This window comes from Catenulispora sp. GP43 (assembly GCF_041260665.1).
GTDB lineage: Bacteria > Actinomycetota > Actinomycetes > Streptomycetales > Catenulisporaceae > Catenulispora.
In genome coordinates this window covers 162,341-179,777 of record NZ_JBGCCT010000023.1, presented here as the reverse complement: position 1 = coordinate 179,777, position 17,437 = coordinate 162,341, and the positions used below count along the sequence as shown (strand labels likewise).

Annotated in this window: 16 protein-coding genes and 1 pseudogene; 8 read left to right on the top strand and 9 right to left on the bottom strand. The window is 73.3% G+C overall.

Annotated features, from left to right (window positions below; translation table 11 throughout):
* Window positions 1-70: 70 nt before the first annotated feature.
* The 3 genes and pseudogenes from ABH926_RS36900 to ABH926_RS36890 all read right to left on the bottom strand — a co-directional run.
* Entirely contained in the window at window positions 71-2,434 is a 2,364-nt protein-coding gene (locus tag ABH926_RS36900; protein ID WP_370370594.1) for a protease pro-enzyme activation domain-containing protein, read from the bottom strand.
* A 102-nt stretch (window positions 2,435-2,536) separates the two neighbouring features.
* Entirely contained in the window at window positions 2,537-3,331 is a 795-nt protein-coding gene (locus ABH926_RS36895; RefSeq protein ID WP_370370593.1) for an MFS transporter, read from the bottom strand.
* A gap of 181 nt (window positions 3,332-3,512) precedes the next feature.
* Window positions 3,513-4,025: pseudogene (locus tag ABH926_RS36890) on the bottom strand (MFS transporter); the annotation flags it as partial.
* 177 nt (window positions 4,026-4,202) lie between these two features.
* Here ABH926_RS36890 and ABH926_RS36885 point away from each other — a divergent pair.
* Window positions 4,203-5,246, top strand: coding sequence for an Lrp/AsnC family transcriptional regulator (locus ABH926_RS36885; protein ID WP_370370592.1), 1,044 nt, complete (start codon window positions 4,203-4,205; stop codon window positions 5,244-5,246).
* 28 nt (window positions 5,247-5,274) lie between these two features.
* Here ABH926_RS36885 and ABH926_RS36880 read toward each other — a convergent pair whose 3' ends face one another.
* On the bottom strand, window positions 5,275-5,967 hold the full coding sequence (locus tag ABH926_RS36880) for a hypothetical protein (RefSeq protein ID WP_370370591.1): 693 nt from the start codon (window positions 5,965-5,967) through the stop codon (window positions 5,275-5,277).
* 311 nt (window positions 5,968-6,278) lie between these two features.
* Between ABH926_RS36880 and ABH926_RS36875 the strand changes: the two genes are divergently transcribed.
* Window positions 6,279-6,929 (top strand): hypothetical protein, encoded by a 651-nt coding sequence (locus ABH926_RS36875; RefSeq protein WP_370370590.1) that lies wholly within the window; start codon window positions 6,279-6,281, stop codon window positions 6,927-6,929.
* A 114-nt stretch (window positions 6,930-7,043) separates the two neighbouring features.
* On the opposite strand, the gene ABH926_RS36870 is transcribed toward ABH926_RS36875, so the two are convergent.
* Window positions 7,044-7,586 (bottom strand): hypothetical protein, encoded by a 543-nt coding sequence (locus ABH926_RS36870; protein ID WP_370370589.1) that lies wholly within the window; start codon window positions 7,584-7,586, stop codon window positions 7,044-7,046.
* Window positions 7,587-7,794: 208 nt separating this feature from the next.
* On the opposite strand from ABH926_RS36870, the gene ABH926_RS36865 reads away from it, so the two are divergent.
* Window positions 7,795-8,247 carry an Rrf2 family transcriptional regulator gene (locus ABH926_RS36865; protein ID WP_370370588.1) on the top strand — a complete coding sequence of 151 codons (453 nt, stop codon included), beginning with the start codon at window positions 7,795-7,797 and terminating at the stop codon, window positions 8,245-8,247.
* A 53-nt stretch (window positions 8,248-8,300) separates the two neighbouring features.
* On the opposite strand, the gene ABH926_RS36860 is transcribed toward ABH926_RS36865, so the two are convergent.
* The 4 genes from ABH926_RS36860 to ABH926_RS36845 all read right to left on the bottom strand — a co-directional run bounded on the left by ABH926_RS36860 (window position 8,301) and on the right by ABH926_RS36845 (window position 11,883).
* The gene (locus tag ABH926_RS36860; protein ID WP_370370587.1) at window positions 8,301-9,506 is read right to left on the bottom strand and encodes a globin domain-containing protein; all 1,206 of its coding nucleotides are present in this window, start codon (window positions 9,504-9,506) and stop codon (window positions 8,301-8,303) included.
* A 117-nt stretch (window positions 9,507-9,623) separates the two neighbouring features.
* Entirely contained in the window at window positions 9,624-9,896 is a 273-nt protein-coding gene (locus ABH926_RS36855; RefSeq protein ID WP_370370586.1) for a hypothetical protein, read from the bottom strand.
* A 164-nt stretch (window positions 9,897-10,060) separates the two neighbouring features.
* Window positions 10,061-10,885, bottom strand: coding sequence for a transglutaminase-like domain-containing protein (locus tag ABH926_RS36850; RefSeq protein ID WP_370370585.1), 825 nt, complete (start codon window positions 10,883-10,885; stop codon window positions 10,061-10,063).
* Window positions 10,886-10,926: 41 nt separating this feature from the next.
* Entirely contained in the window at window positions 10,927-11,883 is a 957-nt protein-coding gene (locus tag ABH926_RS36845) for an alpha/beta fold hydrolase (RefSeq protein ID WP_370370584.1), read from the bottom strand.
* 741 nt (window positions 11,884-12,624) lie between these two features.
* On the opposite strand from ABH926_RS36845, the gene ABH926_RS36840 reads away from it, so the two are divergent.
* Genes ABH926_RS36840 through ABH926_RS36820 form a run of 5 tightly spaced genes read left to right on the top strand, consistent with a single transcriptional unit; the run spans window position 12,625 to window position 17,293 of the window.
* Complete coding sequence (locus ABH926_RS36840) at window positions 12,625-14,931, top strand: ATP-binding protein (protein WP_370370583.1); 2,307 nt, start codon at window positions 12,625-12,627, stop codon at window positions 14,929-14,931.
* A complete protein-coding gene (locus ABH926_RS36835; RefSeq protein WP_370370582.1) occupies window positions 14,928-15,359 on the top strand; it encodes a roadblock/LC7 domain-containing protein in 432 nt (143 codons plus the stop codon). The genes ABH926_RS36840 and ABH926_RS36835 overlap by 4 nt, the downstream gene beginning before the upstream one ends.
* Window positions 15,356-15,727 carry a DUF742 domain-containing protein gene (locus ABH926_RS36830; RefSeq protein ID WP_370370581.1) on the top strand — a complete coding sequence of 124 codons (372 nt, stop codon included), beginning with the start codon at window positions 15,356-15,358 and terminating at the stop codon, window positions 15,725-15,727. The genes ABH926_RS36835 and ABH926_RS36830 overlap by 4 nt, the downstream gene beginning before the upstream one ends.
* Window positions 15,708-16,328, top strand: coding sequence for an ATP/GTP-binding protein (locus tag ABH926_RS36825; protein ID WP_370370580.1), 621 nt, complete (start codon window positions 15,708-15,710; stop codon window positions 16,326-16,328). Before ABH926_RS36830 ends, ABH926_RS36825 begins: the two co-directional genes overlap by 20 nt.
* Window positions 16,325-17,293 (top strand): GAF domain-containing protein, encoded by a 969-nt coding sequence (locus ABH926_RS36820; RefSeq protein WP_370370579.1) that lies wholly within the window; start codon window positions 16,325-16,327, stop codon window positions 17,291-17,293. Before ABH926_RS36825 ends, ABH926_RS36820 begins: the two co-directional genes overlap by 4 nt.
* The last annotated feature ends 144 nt before the right edge of the window (window positions 17,294-17,437 follow it).

The following is a 17,437-nucleotide window of genomic DNA, read 5'->3' as shown; positions in this document are numbered from 1 at the left end:
CTCAAGGCGCCCAACCGCCCTCGCCGCCGCCCGGTCACGGCCCTTGACCCCATCGGGCGAACGGCGGCCCTCATGCCTTCTTCTTCCCGCCGCCCTTGCCCCGCTTCGGCTTGAACGAGTCGATGTACGCCGCCGTCGGCGAGCCGAGCCCGGTCGCGGTGTCGTATCCCTTGCGGGCGCTCAGGCCGTGGTCCGCTCCGAGCCGGAACAGGCGCGCCTCGTGCGCGTCGCCGAACATCCCGTGGTCCACGACGGCCGAGATCGGGTTCGGCGCGCCCTTCGGGTTCGCGACGATGTCGGTGAACTGCCTGGTGCCGGCCCGCTTGTACAGCGCCGGGTTGGCGAAGCCCAGCGCGCCGCCGGAGGCCTGCATGGCGTCGGCCTGGACCGCGGCGAACATCGGGGCGGCGGCCGAGGTGCCGGCGACCACGTCCCGGCCGTAGCCGCCGAGCGTCGGGTCGGTGTGGCCGGTGAGCACGGCGGTCAGCAGGTCGCCGTCCATCGCGACGTCGGGCACCGTGCGCTTCGCGGTGGTGCTCGCCTTGCCGCCGGCCACGGAGTGCGCCAGATCCGCCGGCACCACGCCCTTCTGGTACGCCGGCTGGTCGAAGTCGCCGCTGGTGCCGCCGCCCCCGCCGAAGAAGAACCGCCCGGGGAACGGGGCCCACTTGGCACCGTCGCCGGACAGGTCCGAGCGCAGGTCGCCCATCGGCGCCTCCCAGCGCCGGGTCCCGTCCGCCGCCAGGGCCAGCGCGGTGCCGCCGACCGCCGTCACCCACGGCGAGGCCGCCGGCCACTCCACCTGCGGCCGCGCCGACCCCCGGTCGCATCCCGGCCCGTCCAGCCGCGCGGCCTGGTCCCCGCAGTCGCCGGTGGCGAACACGAACCCGATGCCCTCGGCCGCCCCGGTGGTGAAGATCTGGTTCTCCTGGGTGACCAGCGCCGGATCGACGTCCCCGTCGGCGGAGTGCATGATCTCCCCGAACGACCCGGTGACCAGGTCCGCCGAATGCTTGTCGACGATCGCCGCCAGCGTCGCGGCGATGTCCGGGTCCTGACACGAGGCGGCGCCGAAGTAGTGCACGACCGCGCTCGGCGCCAGCCCGTGCGCCATCTCGACGTCCAGCGCCTCCTCCCCGGCCCACGCCGCCGGGGTCTCACACACGCCGTCCCCGAGGTGCTTCCACGCCCCGCGGTCCACGGACTCCATGTACTGACCGGCCCCGAACGCCCTGTCCCCGACCGACTCCGCGAACTTGTCGGCGTCGGCGCGCATGGTCGGCGAGCCGTACGCGTCGACGATCCCGATGATCGCGCCCTTGCCGGTGAAGCCGGAGGCGGTGACCCCGTACGCGGCCCGCAACCGCTTCGGGCTGTACCCGCAGGCGACGAGGGGATCGGGCTTGTTGTAGCCGGGCGGCATGCCGGTGGCGGGGGAGCCGCCCCAGCCGGTGGAGCAGGCGGTGGACGTGGTGGCCGGCGGGGTCGGATCGCGCTGCTCGGTCGGCAGGCTGCGCTGGATCGGGCCGCCGACGATGACCGGTCCGCGCGGGCCGCTGGAGCCGCTCGGGCCGCTCGGCTGCATGGGGCCGCCGGGATTCACGCCGGTGGGGCCGCCTGGTGCCACGGGGCCGTTGACGGCGGGCGTCCCGGGTCCGGCCGGCTGCATGGGCCCGCCGGTGTTCACGCCGGTCGGGGGACCCGATGGCGCGACCGGACCGTTGGCTGCGGGCATTCCGGGTCCGGCCGGCTGCATGGGCCCGCCGGGGTTCACGCCTGCCGCGGGGCCCGACGGTGCCACCGGACTGCTTGGTGCCACAGGACTGTTTGCGGCGGGCGTCCCGGGGCCAGCCGGCTGCATCGGCCCGCCGGGATTGACCCCTTGGCCTGTCAGCGTCCTGCCGCGCGGACCCGCGGTGACCCGATACGAGAACTGCCGCATCCCGTGCCGCTCGGGCACCAGCCCCGCGACACTCGACACCGCCCCGGCCAGCGCGGCCGGCACCGCCGCGGCGGCCTGGGCCGCGTAGCCACCGCCCTGGCGCATCCGCGGCTGCGGCAGGGGTGCGAAGGCTTTCCGGATCTTCTCCGAGGTCCCGGCCACGTCGATCCAGTGGCTGTTCTCACCGGTGACCGTGAGCCCGCCCGCGGTGAGCCACTGGTGCACCCGCTTCAGCTGCGCCGCTGTCGGCCCGAACTGTTCCGCTGCCTGCGCCGGCGTCAGGAAGCGCCGGTACCGCGCGCTGTGCGGGTCCGCCACGGCTTCCGCGAACTGCCGCAACCCGTCCGGGTCAGCGCCGGCCAACCCGATCCGCGCAGTAGTAGGACCATCCACGGACGTCGCGGCCGTGGTCGCCGCCGACACCGCGTTCGGCGCCGCCATCAGCGCCGCGGCCGCCAACGTGGCCGTGACGTGCCTGAACCGCCCAACCATGGAGACTCGCCCTCTGCTCGTCCTACCCGGAAGACCGGGTAGGACATTAGCCATGGCAGAGGGCGAATCCGCGGATTTTGATACCGTGCGTGTCGGTCGTTCTCACGCCTCGACGGGAACCGCCGCCTGCTCGGCCCTCGGCTGCTCCGCCGGTCCGTGACCGCCGCCCGGCCGCCGCACCAGCGCCAGCACCGCCAGCCCGCCGACCGCTCCCATCACGGCGGCGGCCAGGAACGCCGACCGCAGCCCGGAGGCGAACGCCGCGTGCACCACGTGCACCAGCACGGGCCGCTGAGCCGGCGTTCCCGCCGCCAACACGCCCTGGGCCTGCCCGGCCGCCAGCGCGTCGGTCACCGCCGCCGGCCGCGGGACGCCCGCGCCGTGCACCGAGGAGGACAGCCCGGCGTGGAAGACCACCCCGAGCACGGCGATGCCCAGCGCGTTCCCCAGCTGCCGGGCCGTGTTCACCGCGCCGCTGGCCATCCCCGCACGCTGATACCCGACCGCGGCGACCGCCGTCGACACCAGCGTCGGCGTGGCCAGCCCGACGCCGACCCCGCTGACCAGGAGCCCGGGGACCAGCACCGTCCAGCTGGAGCCGGCGCCGACCAGCATCTGCAGCGCCGAGCCGGCGGCGATCAGCAGCAGCCCGCCGCCGATCATCGCCCCCGGCGGGACCCGGTCCTCCAGCAGCCGCCCGCCCAGTCCCGCGGTGACGAACGCGGCGCCGCTCATCGGCACGAAGCACAGCCCGGCCGTCACCGGGCCCATGCCCAGCGCCGACTGCAGCCACAGGGACTCGTAGGCGAAGTAGGAGAAGGCCGCGCCCGACAGCAGCAGCGCGCCGATCATCACGCCGGTGAACGTCCCGCGCCGGAACAGGCCCAGGTCCAGCATCGGCGACCTGCCGGAGCTCGGCGACGACGAAGGCGGCCAGCGCCACCGCCGCCCCGGCGAACACTCCGACCGTGCGCGTCGAGCCCCAGCCGTAGTCGTTGCCCTTGATCAGCGCGTACGTCGCCAGTCCGGCCGCGGCGGTGAAGGTCAGCAGGCCCGGCAGGTCCAGGCCCGGCCGGTGCTTGGCACGGGACTCGCCCACGTAGCGCAGGGTCATCGCGACCGCCGCCACGCTGATCGGCAGGTTGACGAAGAAGATCCAGCGCCAGTCCAGGTGCTGGGTGAGCAGCCCGCCCAGGATCGGCCCGGTCGCGGCCGCGGCGCCGCTGACCGCGCCCCAGACGCCGAAGGCCGTGCCCAGGTCGCGCCCGGAGTACAGATGGCTGATCAGCGCCACGGTGGTGGCCAGCATCGCCGCGCCGCCGACGCCCTGCACGGCGCGGAAGGCGATGAGCACGCCGGGGCTGGCGGCCAGGCCGCAGGCCAGCGAGGCGCCGGCGAAGACCACGAGGCCGGCGACGTAGAGCCGGCGGTGTCCGGCGCGGTCGCCGAGTGAGCCGGCGGCCAGCAGGAGCGCGGCCAGGACCAGGGCGTAGACGTCCATGACCCACTGCAGGTCGGCGAACGTGGTGTCCAGGCTCCGGGCCATGTCGGGCAGGGCGACGGTGACGATGGTGACGTCCACCAAGAGCATGAACGTCCCCAGGCAGACCGCGACGAGCGGCAGCCACTTGCGCATGGGGTCCTCCTCGAGGACGCGAAGGGGTCGGTTGGTCGCCTCGACGGTCCCAGCAGGTGGCGGTATCAAAGGTGTCAGCGGTCGGATCCCGGCGGTATTCCATGACTGATCCGGCTGTCATGATGGATTCCCATGACGACCCAGCGCGGTGCGGCGGCCGACTCCCCCGACCGGCCGGTCGCCGAGTTCGACCTGCTCGACCGCCAGCTGGCGCAGGCCCTGATGATCGACGGCCGGGCCTCGTTCAGCCGGCTGGCCGAGGTGCTCGGCGTCTCCGACCAGACCGTGACCCGCCGCTACCGCCGGCTGCGCGGCGAGGGTCTGCTGCGGGTGATCGGCCTGCCGCTGGGCAGCCGGGTCGGCCTGTACCAGTCGAACGTGCGGGTCCAGTGCGTGCCCGGAGCGGCCGGCGCGATCGCCGACGCCCTGGCCCGCCGCCGCGACATCGGCTGGGTGACGATCAACGCCAGCGGCACCGAGGTGTCCTGCATGACCCGCTCCCGGTCCCGGCGTGAGCGCGACCTGCTGCTGCTCGACAAGCTGCCCCGCACCCGGCAGGTCACCGGGGTGTCGGTGAAGACGATCATGCACGTCTTCGTCGGCGGCCCGGGCGGCTGGCCGGGCCTGGCCGCGGGCCTCGGTGCGGACCAGGCGGCGGCGCTGCACCGCGACTTCCCCGCGGCGACCGGCGAGTTCGAGCTCGACGACGCCGACCACGCCCTGCTCGCCGTCTTGGCCCGCGACGGCCGTGCCCCGTACCCGGAACTGGCCGCCGCGGTCGGCAAGTCCGAGTCGACGGTCCGCCGCCGCGTCGAGCACCTGACCGACAGCGGCGTGCTCTACTTCGACGTCGAGGTCCTGCCGATCCACCTGGGCTTCCACGTCGAGGCCATGCTCACGGCCGCCGTCGCCCCCGCCGACCTGGACGCGGCCGGCCGCGCGGTCGGCTCCCACCCCGAGGTCCCCTTCGCCGCGGCGACCACCGGGCCCACGAACCTGGCGGCGGTGGTGGTCTGCCGGGAGATCGAGGATCTGTACGAATATCTGACCGGCCGGGTCGGGGCGATCAAGGGGATCGGGCAGCTGGAGGTGGTGCAGGTGCTGCGCACGGTGAAGCGCGCGGGGCTGCTCACGGACGGCGTGCGGCTCTACGATCCGCCGGAGGCCGTGTACTGAGGCGGTGAGGCGGCCAGCTCAACGGCCCTCAGGCAGTCGGCCCCGAACCCCCGCTCTCATCCTTGCTCTCGCCGTCGGTCCAGGCCAGCTCGGCCACCGCCTGGTCGAACCGCGAGATCGCGGCGTCCACCTTCGCCTCGTCCGCCCCGGGCCCGGCCTGCCCGGTCAGCGCGATCGACAGCCAGCGGTGATCGGGGTCCCCGGCCACCGGCACCACGTACTCGATGTGGCGCGGCCGCGGCGGCTGCGGGCCGTCGCCCTCGTCCTCGTCCTCGTCGGCGGACCCGGCGTCCGGGCCGGCTCCGGCGCTGCGGTCGATGCGCACCGCCGGCATCCCGGCGATCACGCCGGTGCGCGCGGTCGGGTTCGAGGCGGCGACGCGGGCCACCACGTCGGCCGGCTCGGGCACCGCCGCGCTCGGGATCTTCACCTCGGAGGCCATCACGGTCAGCGCCGGGGCCGGTCCGCCGCCGGGCGTCGGGATGTAGAAGTCGATCCCGCCCTTGGCGCGGCCGGCGATGATCTGCGAGCCCAGCCGGCCGGCGATCAGGCCGCGGCCGGCCTCGGCGGCGTCGGCCGGCACCGCGGCGAAGACCGTGTCCAGGAAGGCGTTGACGTCCGCTTCGGCGTGCTCGTCCAGGCGGATCCTGGTCCATCCCTCGCCCAGGTTCAGGCGGTAGTTGATGGGCTTGCTGTTCGCGGTCTCGGCGGCCGTCGACATGGTGCAGTTCCCCCGCGCTCTGAAGTGTTATGACAGCTTTCGAGTCTACAAAGGCGAACACGTCAGCGGTATCCCGTTCCCTCGCGCGGCCTCGCAGCGGATGCGGGACGGCCCCGGGGCTTGCAGGCTCGGACGGGTGGCCGTCGCCCGGCGGTCCGCACGCCAGAGCGAAACGAAAGGACGGTATCGCACATGCGTGTGCTGTCTTCCCCGGTCCTGCCCCGCGATCCACGCGCCCACGTGCTCGAACGCCGGTTCCGACAGGCCGTGCCGCTCCGGTGAGCGGCATACGCGGGCCGAGGCTGCTCCGGGTGGGTGCGGCCGCGGCGATGACGCTCCTGGGCCCCGCGGCCGCCACGGCCGCGGCGGACACCACCCCCGCGCCGCCCGCCGCCGCCCCGCCGGCCGGCGTGACCGTCGACGTCCTGGGCGGCAGCACCCCCGCCGACGAGCACGCGGCGATCGACTACACGATCGAGCTGCGCGACGCCGCGGACGTCCCCTACCGGCACGTCTCCGTCACGGCGATGCTCCCGCCCGGCTTCCACGTCCTGCGGGCCAGCCCGGCCGCCGACCCCGCCGCCGGATCGGCCTCGATGCCCACCTGGACGGCGGACCTGGTCCCCGGCCGGCCGGTCGACATCCAGGCCGAGGTCGTCGCCGGGACGGTCCAGGACCTGGCCGAGGCGGCGGAGCCGCTGACCGGGCCGAGCGACGTGATCGACGGCGCCGGCTCGGGCTCCGGCCCCGACAGCATGGCCTGGTACTCGCTGTCGGCCTGCGCGCAGAGCGGCCCGGGCGGCGTCCCGGTCTGCGGCCTGTCCCGCCAGCTGCTGCTGAAGACGGACGACGACACCCGCCGGGGCATCGAGGCGATCGTCCTGATCCTCGGGGTGCCGCTGGTCGTCGGCGCCCTCGGCGTCTATGCCTGGCGGGTCCGGCGGGAGCCCGAGATGGACTGAGCTCCCGGCCGTGCACGCCGAGGCCGCCGGGCGGAGATGCCCGGCGGCCTCGGCTGAGGTGCTGTTCTGTTGTCAGGCGCTGTTCTGGTCGCGGGTCGGGTGCCCACCGCGGGATTAGCGCACCGACTGCGTGCCACGGGCCGGGGTGCCGGTCGCGACGTGCCCGGCCGCCGCGGTCCGCCGCTTGGCGGCCAGCGTCCCGGTCCGTCCCAGCAGCATCGCGATGGCCATCACGACCAGGGCGTCGGTCAGCGCGTCCACGCTGATCTGGTGCTGGTACATCCACCGCCCGAGCTGCGCGGTGAACCAGTGGTTGCTGCCGTACACGAACAGCAGCCGCGCGCCGATGACGGCGGTCCACAGTGCCGCGTAGGCCGCCCCGGCGTGGGTGTAGATCACGCCGCCGGCCGGGTCCCGCCGCACCTTCAGCAGCGCCGCGGCGCCGAGCCCCAGCAGCAGCCCGAGGGCCGCCAGGGCCAGTTCCAGCACCAGCCCGCTCCCCGAGGTGGCCGGGTGCTTCAGGTACAGCGGCACGATCACCGCGGCGACGATCGCCGGCCGCAGCAGGCGCATGGTGCCGACCTTGCGCCGTCCCAGGTCGGTGCCGAGCACCGAGGCCAGAACCGCTATGTTCACGATCCACACGCTGGCGTCCACGATCTCTTCCCCTCTTAGGCCTTGCTCGTTCTCGCTGACATCTCGAGATTCGCAAGCGTCCGGTTGGAGTCGCTTCCATCCGGAGGTGGAAGGCGGGTGGAACGCGGGTGGGTGCGGGGATGGCGGACCTCGGGTGGAGGAGCGGAGGCTTACCTCAAAGTCGTATCGCGAATACCGAATTTGCGGGGCCGCGACGTAAGCTCGCCCCATGCGCCTGATGAAGTCCACGGACCTGGCCCTGCGCCTGTTGATGCGGCTCGCCGTGGTCCCGCCGGACACCGCTCCGGACGAGCTGCCGACGACGCGCGACGTCGCCGAGGCGATGGGCGCCGCCACCACGCACATGGCCAAGGTGGTCGGGAAGCTGCAGCACCTGGGCCTGGTGCAGGCACGCCGGGGCCGCGGCGGCGGACTGGTGCTCACCGCGGCCGGCCGCGCCGCCTCGGTCGGGGCGGTGGTGCGCACCTTCGAGGGCTCCGGCGACCTCGCCGCCTGTGTCGACGACGGGGAACCGTGTCCGCTCAACGCCGCCTGCCGGTTGCGCGGCGCGCTGCGGGCCGCCCAGGAGGCCTTCTACGCCTCGCTCGACCAGCTCACGGTCGAGGACGTGACCGCCGCGCCGACCGGCCCGCTGCTGCTGTCGATCGCGATGCGGCGGTGACGTCCTGATCCGGAGGCCGGTCAGCTCAGGCCGGTCAGCTCAGGCCGGCCGGCTCAGGCGGCCAGCCACAGGTCGGGACCGAAGACCTCGTAGTGGATGTCGGCGGCGGGCACACCCTTGGCGAGCAGCTGCTCGCGCACCGCGCGCATGAACGGCAGCGGCCCGCACAGGAACGCCGCGGTCCCGGCCGGGATCTCCACGTCCGTCAGGTCGGCCAGGCCTGTGCGGCCCGCCTCGCCGGCGTCGTGCTCGTACCAGTAGTACGTCCGGCCGCCGGCCAGCTTGGCGGCGAGTATGTCCTGGTCGGAGCGCAGCGGATGCGCCTGCGGGCTCCGGTCGGCGTGCACGACCACCACCGGCGCGGCGTGCCCCCGGCCCGCCAGCTCGGCCAGGATCGAGACCATCGGCGTCACGCCGATGCCCGCCGAGGCCAGCAGGAGCGGCCGCTCCGGCGCCCCGGCCGTGGCGGCGTCCAGCACCAGGTCTCCGAACGGCGCCGAGACCCGCAGTACCTGTCCCACCCGCACGGTGTCGTGCAGGTGGTTCGACACCTCCCCGGCCGGCTCGCCATGCGTCCCGCGCTCGCGCTTGACGCTGATCTGGCGCACCTCGGCGTCCGGGGCGGAGGTCAGGCTGTACTGCCGGATCTGGCGCGCCCCGTCGGGCAGTTCGACCTGCACCGACACGTACTGCCCGGCCTGGAACGGCTGCGGGGTCCCGCCGCCGGCCGGCCGCAGCAGGAACGAGGCCACGTCGGCGGTCTCCTCGCGCCGGCCCACGACCTCCCAGTCCCGCCACGTGCCGCCGACCAGGTATCCGCGCTCGGTGGACAGCCGGTCCTCGATCGCGATCAGCGCGTTGGCCATCAGCCAGTAGACCTCGTCCCAGGCCTCGGCGACGTCCGGGGTGACGGCGTCGCCGAGCACCTCGACGATGGCCGCGAACAAGTGCTGGTGCACGACCTTGTACTGCGCCGGGCTGACGCCGAGGCAGGCGTGCTTGTGCGCGATCCGCGAGAGCATGGCGTCCGGCCGGGTGCCGGGCTGCTCCACCAGGTGTGTCGCGAACGCCGCTATGGAGCCGGCCAGCGCGAGCTTCTGGGTGCCCGCGGCCTGGTTCCCGCGGTTGAACAGGTCGCGCAGGAGCTCCGGATGGGCTTCGAAGAGCCGGGCGTAGAAGCGCTCGGTGATGTCCCCGATCGCCGCCCCGACGACGGGCAGGGTGGCGCGGACGGTCGCGGTGGATTTCTCGGAAAGCACGCTGACTCCTCACGTGGTGCGGGCGCGCCGGACGCCCCGCCGACGGGCGGTTCGTCCAGCGCGCTCACGTTAACACGCATCGGAGATACCACTTTTAAGCGGAGTGAGTGGCCCGCGTCACCCCCGGCCGAGCTGGTCGGCGCTGAGCCCCAGCAGCTCCAGCGCCACCCGGTAGTCGTCGAACCCGGCGCCGTTGGCCAGCCCCAGGCTGATGGCGGTCCCGATGGCGTCGGCGAACCCCGCGACCGTCGACCCGTGGCCGCCGGCCATCAGCAGCACCTGCGGCGGCCGGTCGTCGGGCCGCACCACCGTCACCCGGCCGGCATATCCGCCGACCAGCATGCTGACGGTTTCCGACGAACGCTGACGCGGCAGCCTGACCTGGGCCATTGCGCGGCTCCTGAGGGTTCGGGCGCCAAGGGCGAGCCCTGGCGCGGACCGGTGGAAGAGGGAAGGCTATCGGTCCGCGCGGGCGATTCCGCGGCGCGCCGGTCGAACTGGCGTGTCGGCGATCAGGAGGCTGCGCAGCAGTGGCAGAACGTTGCGAAACGGGCTCAGCGCAGCAACTCCGCGGGCACCTCGAACACCGGGTTCCGGTACAACGCGGCCACGGCATCGGTGTCGTCGCCCGCGCAGACCGCGGCCAGTTCGTCGAGCAGCGCGTCATAGTCGTCCCCGGTGCGGCCGGCATAGGCCTCGGTCATGCGGCCCCACTCGTCCCAGGGTAGGCTCTCCACCTTGTTCAGGGCCGCGAGATCCTTCACCGCGTTGCCCCGGATCTCGGCCGGGCCGAAGTTCTCGGTCCCGTGGACGCCGAAGACCGCGCCGTCCACCTCCCCGCGCCGGTACGCGGCCCACGCCTCAGCGCCGGTGAGGAAATCGGCGGGCTTCAGGTCGTCGGCGTTCAGCAGCACCGTGCCGCCGAGGGTCTCGGGGTCCAGACGGATCCAGCGCTCGGACTCGTGCGCGCGGTACTCGATCACCCAGTGGTCGAGGGCCTGGCCGGGCTGGAAGTAGGTCGCGAACCCGCAGCGCACCCGCGCGGCGAAGCCGGCGTTCCGCAGCAGCGCGCAGGCGAGCACGGCGAAGTGCCGGCACGTCCCGACCACCCGCTGCCCGGGCTCGCGGCCCTGGCTCAACGGCGCGGTGCGCGCCGCCATCAGCCGCTCGACGAGGGCCGCCGCCGGCCGGATCTGGTTCTCCGCAAGCCTTTCGGGGGCGATCCCCGCGGCCTCGGCGTCGTGCGGCTGGATGACCAGCCGGGCGACCGGCTGGCACAAGCCGACCGGATCCGTTGCCGGGCCTGGCAAAGCGGCCGGATCGACGGTGCGCAAATCAGTGAACGGACCCGGTGAGCGGTAGTCGATGAGGTTCCCCATCTGTGCGACTCTAGAATAATTCAGCCCGACTCTGGACCAATTCAGCAGGTCAGATCCCGGACCCGGGGATCGGGCCGATCGCGTTCCAGGAAGTCCACCAACGCCGCGGTGACCTCGTCCGGCCGTTCCTGCTGCACCCAGTGTCCGGCGTCCAGCCGCACCACGCTGCGCAGGTGCGGCACGACGTTCGGCAGGTCGTCGATCAACGCCGACGCGTAGCCGGCGAAGGCGTCGCGGGTCCCGTAGAGGAACAGCGCGGGCACCTGGATCTTCGCCCGCTGCCAGGCCGCGGTCAGCTCATGGTTCCGCTCCAGGTTCCGGTACCAGTTGAGCGCGCCGGTGAACCCGGTCCGCTCGAACGCGGCCACGTGCGCGTCCAGGTCGGCGGGGGCCAGCCAGTCCGGAATCCCCTTGTCCGGCAGGCAGTCCAGCCATCCTCCGCCTTCCGGCAGCACCGGGTCCCACGGCTCGGACCCGGATCCCAGCACGCCGCGGAACGTCGCCGCCACGTCGCGGGCCAGTTCCCGTTCGGCGGGACCCTGCTCCTGGAAGTACTGCATGTAATAGAGGTCGCCGAACCGCTCGCGCATGAGGGTCAGAAGGCTGATGTCGCCGCGCGGAACGTACGGCACGCTCATCCCGACCACGCCCCGCACCCGGTCCGGCCGCATCAGGGCCGTGTTCCACGCGAGCATCGCGCCCCAGTCGTGCCCGACCACGGTCGCCCGCTCGATCCGGAACGCGTCGAGCAGCCCGACCACGTCCCCCACGAGGTGCAGCACCGAGTACTGCCCGACGTCCTCGGGACGGCCGGTCTCCCCGTATCCGCGCAGATCTGGCGCCAGCACGTGGTATCCGGCCGCAGCGAGGTCGCGCACCTGGTGCCGCCAGGAGTACGAGTAGTTTAGGAACCCGTGCAGCAGCACGACGTCCGGCCCGGTACCGGCCTCGACGACGTTCATCCTGAGCCCGCCGACCACCAACGACCGCTTTTTCATCGGCCCACAGTAGGACTGAAAAGGCTTTGACGGGACAGACAAGGTGTAGGTCGGGCCGGGGCCGAACGTGTCGAGGTGCCGAGAACGCCTGGCGGCGGCTGGAAGCCTTCATCAAGGCCTGAATTCGCGGGCGGCGAAGATGAGAGGCAATCACCTCCGCCGCCCCACCTCGGTCTTTCGCCGTGGTCCAGACCAATCGGCCCGCCGTCGGGAAAACCGGGGTCCGTATAAAGGCCCCCGAAACGTCTCCTGCCGCCGTAGCGGGTTTTCCGAAGTCTTTACGTGCCGAAGCTGTCCGAACCGGCCGAACCCCGCCAGGCTGAAGCGGTCGCGTAACCGATCGCGGGTTCGCGCGTTGGTCAGGGTGTGGGTGGGAACTTGTGTACGGAGCGAGGGTCGCGTGGTGTGCCGTTAGCCGGCACGCCGCCCGGGCGGCTCTTCGGGCTCGCCGCCGAAACGGTGTCGTCGGGCCCTGACTCACCTCCTAGGACGCGGCCGTCCGCCTGCGCGGCCGGCACCTGCGCGCCTGGCGTGAAACCCTTATCCACGCCCTCAGATATCGTCTCGCGGGCGACTCCTGATGTAATGGGTTCAGGGCCGATCATGGCACATCTTTGTCAGGTTTCTGATATGTTCTTCGAATTCGAGCCGGTATCCACTTCGTAATCGACTCAGAACGTAGGGTTGGCATATGGCTTCCGTACTAGCTCGCAGTCGCAGTCACACCGGCGGTGACGCCCGGTGACCGCGGCGGACCGCGTCCAGGAGGCGCCGCGTCCCGGCCACGGCGCGCCTGGCCGGCACTCGGCCTACGGCGCCGAGCAGCGCCGGCCCGCCGGCCGCCGGCCGACCGCCTGGGTCGTGGCCCCCTCGGTGTGCTCGGCGGTGCTGGCGGCCGCGGCGATCTTCATCGTGCTGAACGGCGCGCACTCGGCCGGCTATCACATAGGCGGCGGCACGATGACCGCCGTCTGGGTCCTGGTCGGCCTGATAGTCGCGGTCGTCGTGGCCACCCTGGCCTTCGCGGGCCGCCCGGGCCGCGCCGAGGAGACGCGGATACCCGCCTTCGGCGAATCCGGTCTCCGGCAGGCGCCGCCGATGGCACCGCCGCAGCAGCAGGCGCAGCCGCGGCCGCAGCCCCAGGCGCCGCAGGGCCCCGGGCCCCGGCCGCAGCAGATGCCGCCGGCACCCCCGGCGCCCCCGGCGGCGGCGCACGTCGTGGCCAACGCCACCGAGGCCGCCGCGACGCTGGCCGCCGCGACCAAGGCCGCGGCCGGCCCCGCGCCGATCTCCGACGAGGGCGTGGACCTGCAGGTCATCTTCGCGCAGCTGGTGCGCCGGCTGCTCACCCTGGTGCTGCAGCAGATCAACCGGCTCGACGAGCTGGAGAACGAGGTCGAGGACCCCAAGCTCCTGAAGTCCCTGTTCGGCATCGACCACCAGGCCACCCAGGTCCGCCGCTACGGCGAGAACATCGGGGTCCTGGTCGGGGCGCTCCCACAGCGCCAGTGGACGCACCCGGTCCCGGTCACCGTGGCCCAGCGCTCGGCGGTCTCCGAGACCCCGGACTACCCGCGCGTGCAGGTGATCCCGCGGGCCCCGGGCCGCATCCACGGCCACGCGGTCTCCGACGTCATCCACATCCTGTCGGAGCTGGTGGAGAACGCCACCAACTACTCCAACCCGACCACCAAGGTCACCGTCGGCGCGCACCGGGTGTCCGCGGGCCTGGCGATCGAGATCAACGACCACGGCATCGGCATGGAGTCCGAGCAGTTCCAGCGGCTGAACACGCTGCTGCGCGACCCGTCCGGCGCGAATGTCAGGGACCTGCTCTCGCAGGGCCGCATCGGCCTGTCCGTGGTCGCGAAGATGGCCCAGCGCCACGGGATCGCCGTCGAGCTGGCGCCGAACGTCACCGGCGGCACCATGGCCCTGGTGGTGATCCCGGACGCGCTGCTGGCGCCGGAGGAGCTGCCCGCCGACAAGGGGCACCAGCCGCGCCGCGGCGTCGACCACACGCAGCTGCCGGCCCGCCCCGCGCTGGCCTCGCTGCCGCTGCCGGACACCCTGCCGCCGGCCACCGCCTCCGCGGCCCCGGGCCCGCTGTCCATGGCCGGCCCGGCCGGTACCGTCCCGGCGGCGCTGTCCCCGGTGGCTCCAGTGGCCCCGATGTCCCCCGCGGCCCCGAACTCGGCCGCCTCGCTGTCCCCGGTGACCGCCTCGACGCCGCCCCCGCTGTCGTCGCCGGCCACCGCGCACGTGCCGCCGCTCCCGTCGGCTTCCGCGCCCTCGTCCTCCGGGGCGCACGCGTCCCCGCTGCCGTCCCGGACGGCCACGGACGTGCCCCCGCTGCCCTCCTCGCCCGCCGCCGCGGCGGCCGCGGCGCAGGAGGTCTCCCGCCCGGCTCCGCCGTCCGCGCTGCGGCCCACGGCGCCGGTGCCGAGCCGGCCGGTCGCGCCGGCCCCGTCGGCCCCCGGCTATGCCCAGCCGGACTACACGCAGCCGAGTTACCAGCAGTCGAGCTACCAGCAGACGGACTACTCGTCGGGCTACTCCCAGCCGAGCCACGCCCGCCAGGTCCCGGCCCCGCCCCCGGCCCCGCAGCGCCCGGCCGAACCGCAGTGGCCGTCCACCACCCCGCCGATGACGACCGACGCCCCCGCGCCGTCGCAGGGCTCGTCGCTGCCGGGCCCCACCGGTTCCGTCGCGCCCTATGCGTCGCCGTCCGCCGACCAGAGCACCGGCGGCTCCGTGCCGCCGTGGTCGCGTCCCGGCGAGCACACCCCCGAACCGGCCCCGGGTCGGCTGCCCGACGGCCGCCCGCAGCTTCGCCGCCGCATTCCGCAGGGCCACATCTCCGCGCGCCTGATCCAGGACGAGGCGCAGGAGAGCCGGCACGGCACCGGTGCGCTGTCCCCGACGATGATGTCGGACTTCTGGCAAGGCCTGTCCTCGGGCACCGCACCGGCCGACCCCCCGGCGGCCGGACCGGATCCTTCGCAGCACGATCGCACCACCGCGAACCGTCAGGAGTGGAACCAGTGAGCAACCAGACCGAAGAGAACCTCAGCTGGCTGATCAACCGGATGCTGCAGAGCATCCCGGCCGCCCGCAGCGTGCTGCTGATGTCGACGGACGGTTTGGTCCGCGCCTACACCACCGGTCTGAACAAGGACGAGGCCGACACCCTGGCCGCCGCCGAGAGCGGCATGTGGGGGATCGTCACGGCCATCGGCAAGACGGTCCGGGCCGGCGGGGTGCGCCAGGTCGTGGTCGAGCTCGACGGCGCGTTCCTGTGTATCGGCGCGGCCGGCCCCGGCACCTGCATCGGGGTGCTGGCCGACCGGGAGGCCGACCCCCGGCAGATCGGGTTCGAGATGCAGCGTTGCGTCACCGCCGTGGTCCGGGAACTGGGCACGGCCCCGCGCGGAGCCACGGACGGTGCGGTGGCAGCGGCGCGGGCCCGGTCGTGAGCCGGGGCGACCCCGATGCCTTCGTCGACCACGCGGCCGGCCGCCTCATCCGGCCGTACGCGGTGGCCGGCGGCCGGACGGCGCCCAACGCCGACTTCCACCTGGTGACCTATGTGGTGGCCACCGGCCGGGCCGTGGGCGACCTGGGCCCGGACCACGACGACATCCTGAGCCTGTGCGACCGCCCGATCTCGGTCGCCGAGGTCTCGGCGCTGTCCGGGCTCCCGCTGGCCGTCACCAAGATCCTGCTGTCCGACCTGCTCGGCTGGCGCGCCATCGACACCCGCGCGCCCGTGCCCGTCTTCGAACGGGCCCGGCCGAGCACAGACCTTCTGGAGAAGGTGCTGGATGCCCTCTACAAGCTCTGACCTCCCCGGCGGTCTCAAGCTCCTGATAGCCGGCGGCTTCGGCGTGGGCAAGACCACGCTGGTCGGGGCGGTCTCCGAGATCGCGCCGCTGAAGACCGAGGCGACCATCACCGAGGCCAGTGTGGGCGTCGACGACATCGCGCTGACCGGCGGCAAGACCACCACCACGGTGGCGCTGGACTTCGGCCGGATCAGCATCGCCGACGAGTACGTGCTGTTCCTGTTCGGGATGCCCGGCCAGGAGCGGTTCTGGTTCATGTGGGACCAGCTGTGCATCGGGGCGCTCGGCGTCATCGTGCTGGTCGACACCCGCCGCATCGAGGACTCCTTCGAGGCCGTGGACTACTTCGAGCGCACCGGGATCCCGTTCCTGGTCGCCGTCAACGAGTTCGAGGGCGCGCCGTTCGCCTACACCGCCATGGAGGTCCGCGAGGCGCTCCAGCTGCGCGCCGAGGTACCGGTGGTGATGTGCGACGCGCGCTCGCGCACCTCGGCCGTGAACGTCCTGATCGCGCTGGTGAAGCACCTGCAGAGCATCGACTACCGGACCGTCCGGCCTGCCGCCCCCGAGCCGGCCGCGCACGAAGGAAGCTACATATGACAGAGCGCGACGACTTCAATACCCCGGCCCTGCGGCTGGGGCTGCCGGCGCCGTCGGACGCCGCCGCGCGTGTGGCCCGCCAGCGCGAGCTGGGGATGGCCGCGACGGCGGACTCGGTGTTCGACCAGGTCGCGCGCAGGGCCGCCGAGGCCACCGGCGCCAGCGCGGCGATGGTCAACATGGTCGGCGAGGACGGCCAGTACGCGGTGGGCGTGTACGGCAGGGAGCCGGCCAGTGGCGAACCGGCGTTCCTGGGCGACCCGGGCCGGTACGCGACCATGGACTACGGCTTCTGCGTGCACGTCGTGGGCCGCAAGGCCGCGCTGACCCTGGACGACGTCTTCGACTTCTCCCGCTTCCGCGGCAACCCGATCGTGGACGAGATCGGCGTGCGCAGCTACATCGGGGTGCCGTTGATCGACGACGACGGGACGGTGATCGGCACGGTGTGCGCGATCGACCCCGCGCCGCGCAGCGAGGCCGACGGCACCTCCTGGGGGAACCAGGGTCTTCAGGTGCTCAAGGCGGCCCGCGACGAGGTGCTGGCGGAGATCGGCGGCCGGAAGAAGATCATCGGGGTGCTGGAGGCGGTCGGCGGGACAGCCATGATCGCCGAGCGTCCGGGCCTGGGGGTGCTGTACGTGAACACGTTGCACGATCAGCTCTTCGGCACCGTGCAGTTGCTCGGAACGCCGGCTCCCGAGGCGTTCCCGCACTTGGCGCCGGTCGGCATCCTGGAGATCATCGGGATCCTGGACCGCGGCGGCGAGCCGGCGGTCACCGCGCCGATCCCGTTGAACGAGCCTGCCACCGGCTCGGTGGTGTTCGCCGCGGTCCCGGTCCGGGTCCCCGGCCACGACGCGGCGGTGCTGACCCTGGGGCTGCGGGACAGCGACGGCCCGACGGTGCTGGGCCGGGCCGCCCAGTTGGCCGCGGAGATCGGGGAGTGCACCGACGCTCTCTGAGCCCTGAACATCGCGCGAGCAAGCCCGCGGTGCCCGGTCTGGCGCTGCCCTGTGCTGTCCCGCCTGGTCCGGCCACGCGTCGCCCGGTCCGCCGCCGGCGAGCGTCCCCGGGCGTGGCCCGGACTCGTCCGGGCCACGCAGCGC

Bases quoted from the DNA above. Each gene is read 5' to 3' on its own strand.
- ABH926_RS36885 (WP_370370592.1), top strand. From the start codon at position 4,203: ATGACGACCCAGCGCGGTGCGGCGGCCGACTCCCCCGACCGGCCGGTC.
- ABH926_RS36900 (WP_370370594.1), bottom strand. From the start codon at position 2,434: ATGGTTGGGCGGTTCAGGCACGTCACGGCCACGTTGGCGGCCGCGGCG.
- ABH926_RS36850 (WP_370370585.1), bottom strand. From the start codon at position 10,885: ATGGGGAACCTCATCGACTACCGCTCACCGGGTCCGTTCACTGATTTG.
- ABH926_RS36855 (WP_370370586.1), bottom strand. From the start codon at position 9,896: ATGGCCCAGGTCAGGCTGCCGCGTCAGCGTTCGTCGGAAACCGTCAGC.
- ABH926_RS36895 (WP_370370593.1), bottom strand. From the start codon at position 3,331: ATGCTGGACCTGGGCCTGTTCCGGCGCGGGACGTTCACCGGCGTGATG.
- ABH926_RS36820 (WP_370370579.1), top strand. From the start codon at position 16,325: ATGACAGAGCGCGACGACTTCAATACCCCGGCCCTGCGGCTGGGGCTG.
- ABH926_RS36845 (WP_370370584.1), bottom strand. From the start codon at position 11,883: ATGAAAAAGCGGTCGTTGGTGGTCGGCGGGCTCAGGATGAACGTCGTC.
- ABH926_RS36865 (WP_370370588.1), top strand. From the start codon at position 7,795: ATGCGCCTGATGAAGTCCACGGACCTGGCCCTGCGCCTGTTGATGCGG.
- ABH926_RS36880 (WP_370370591.1), bottom strand. From the start codon at position 5,967: ATGTCGACGGCCGCCGAGACCGCGAACAGCAAGCCCATCAACTACCGC.
- ABH926_RS36825 (WP_370370580.1), top strand. From the start codon at position 15,708: ATGCCCTCTACAAGCTCTGACCTCCCCGGCGGTCTCAAGCTCCTGATA.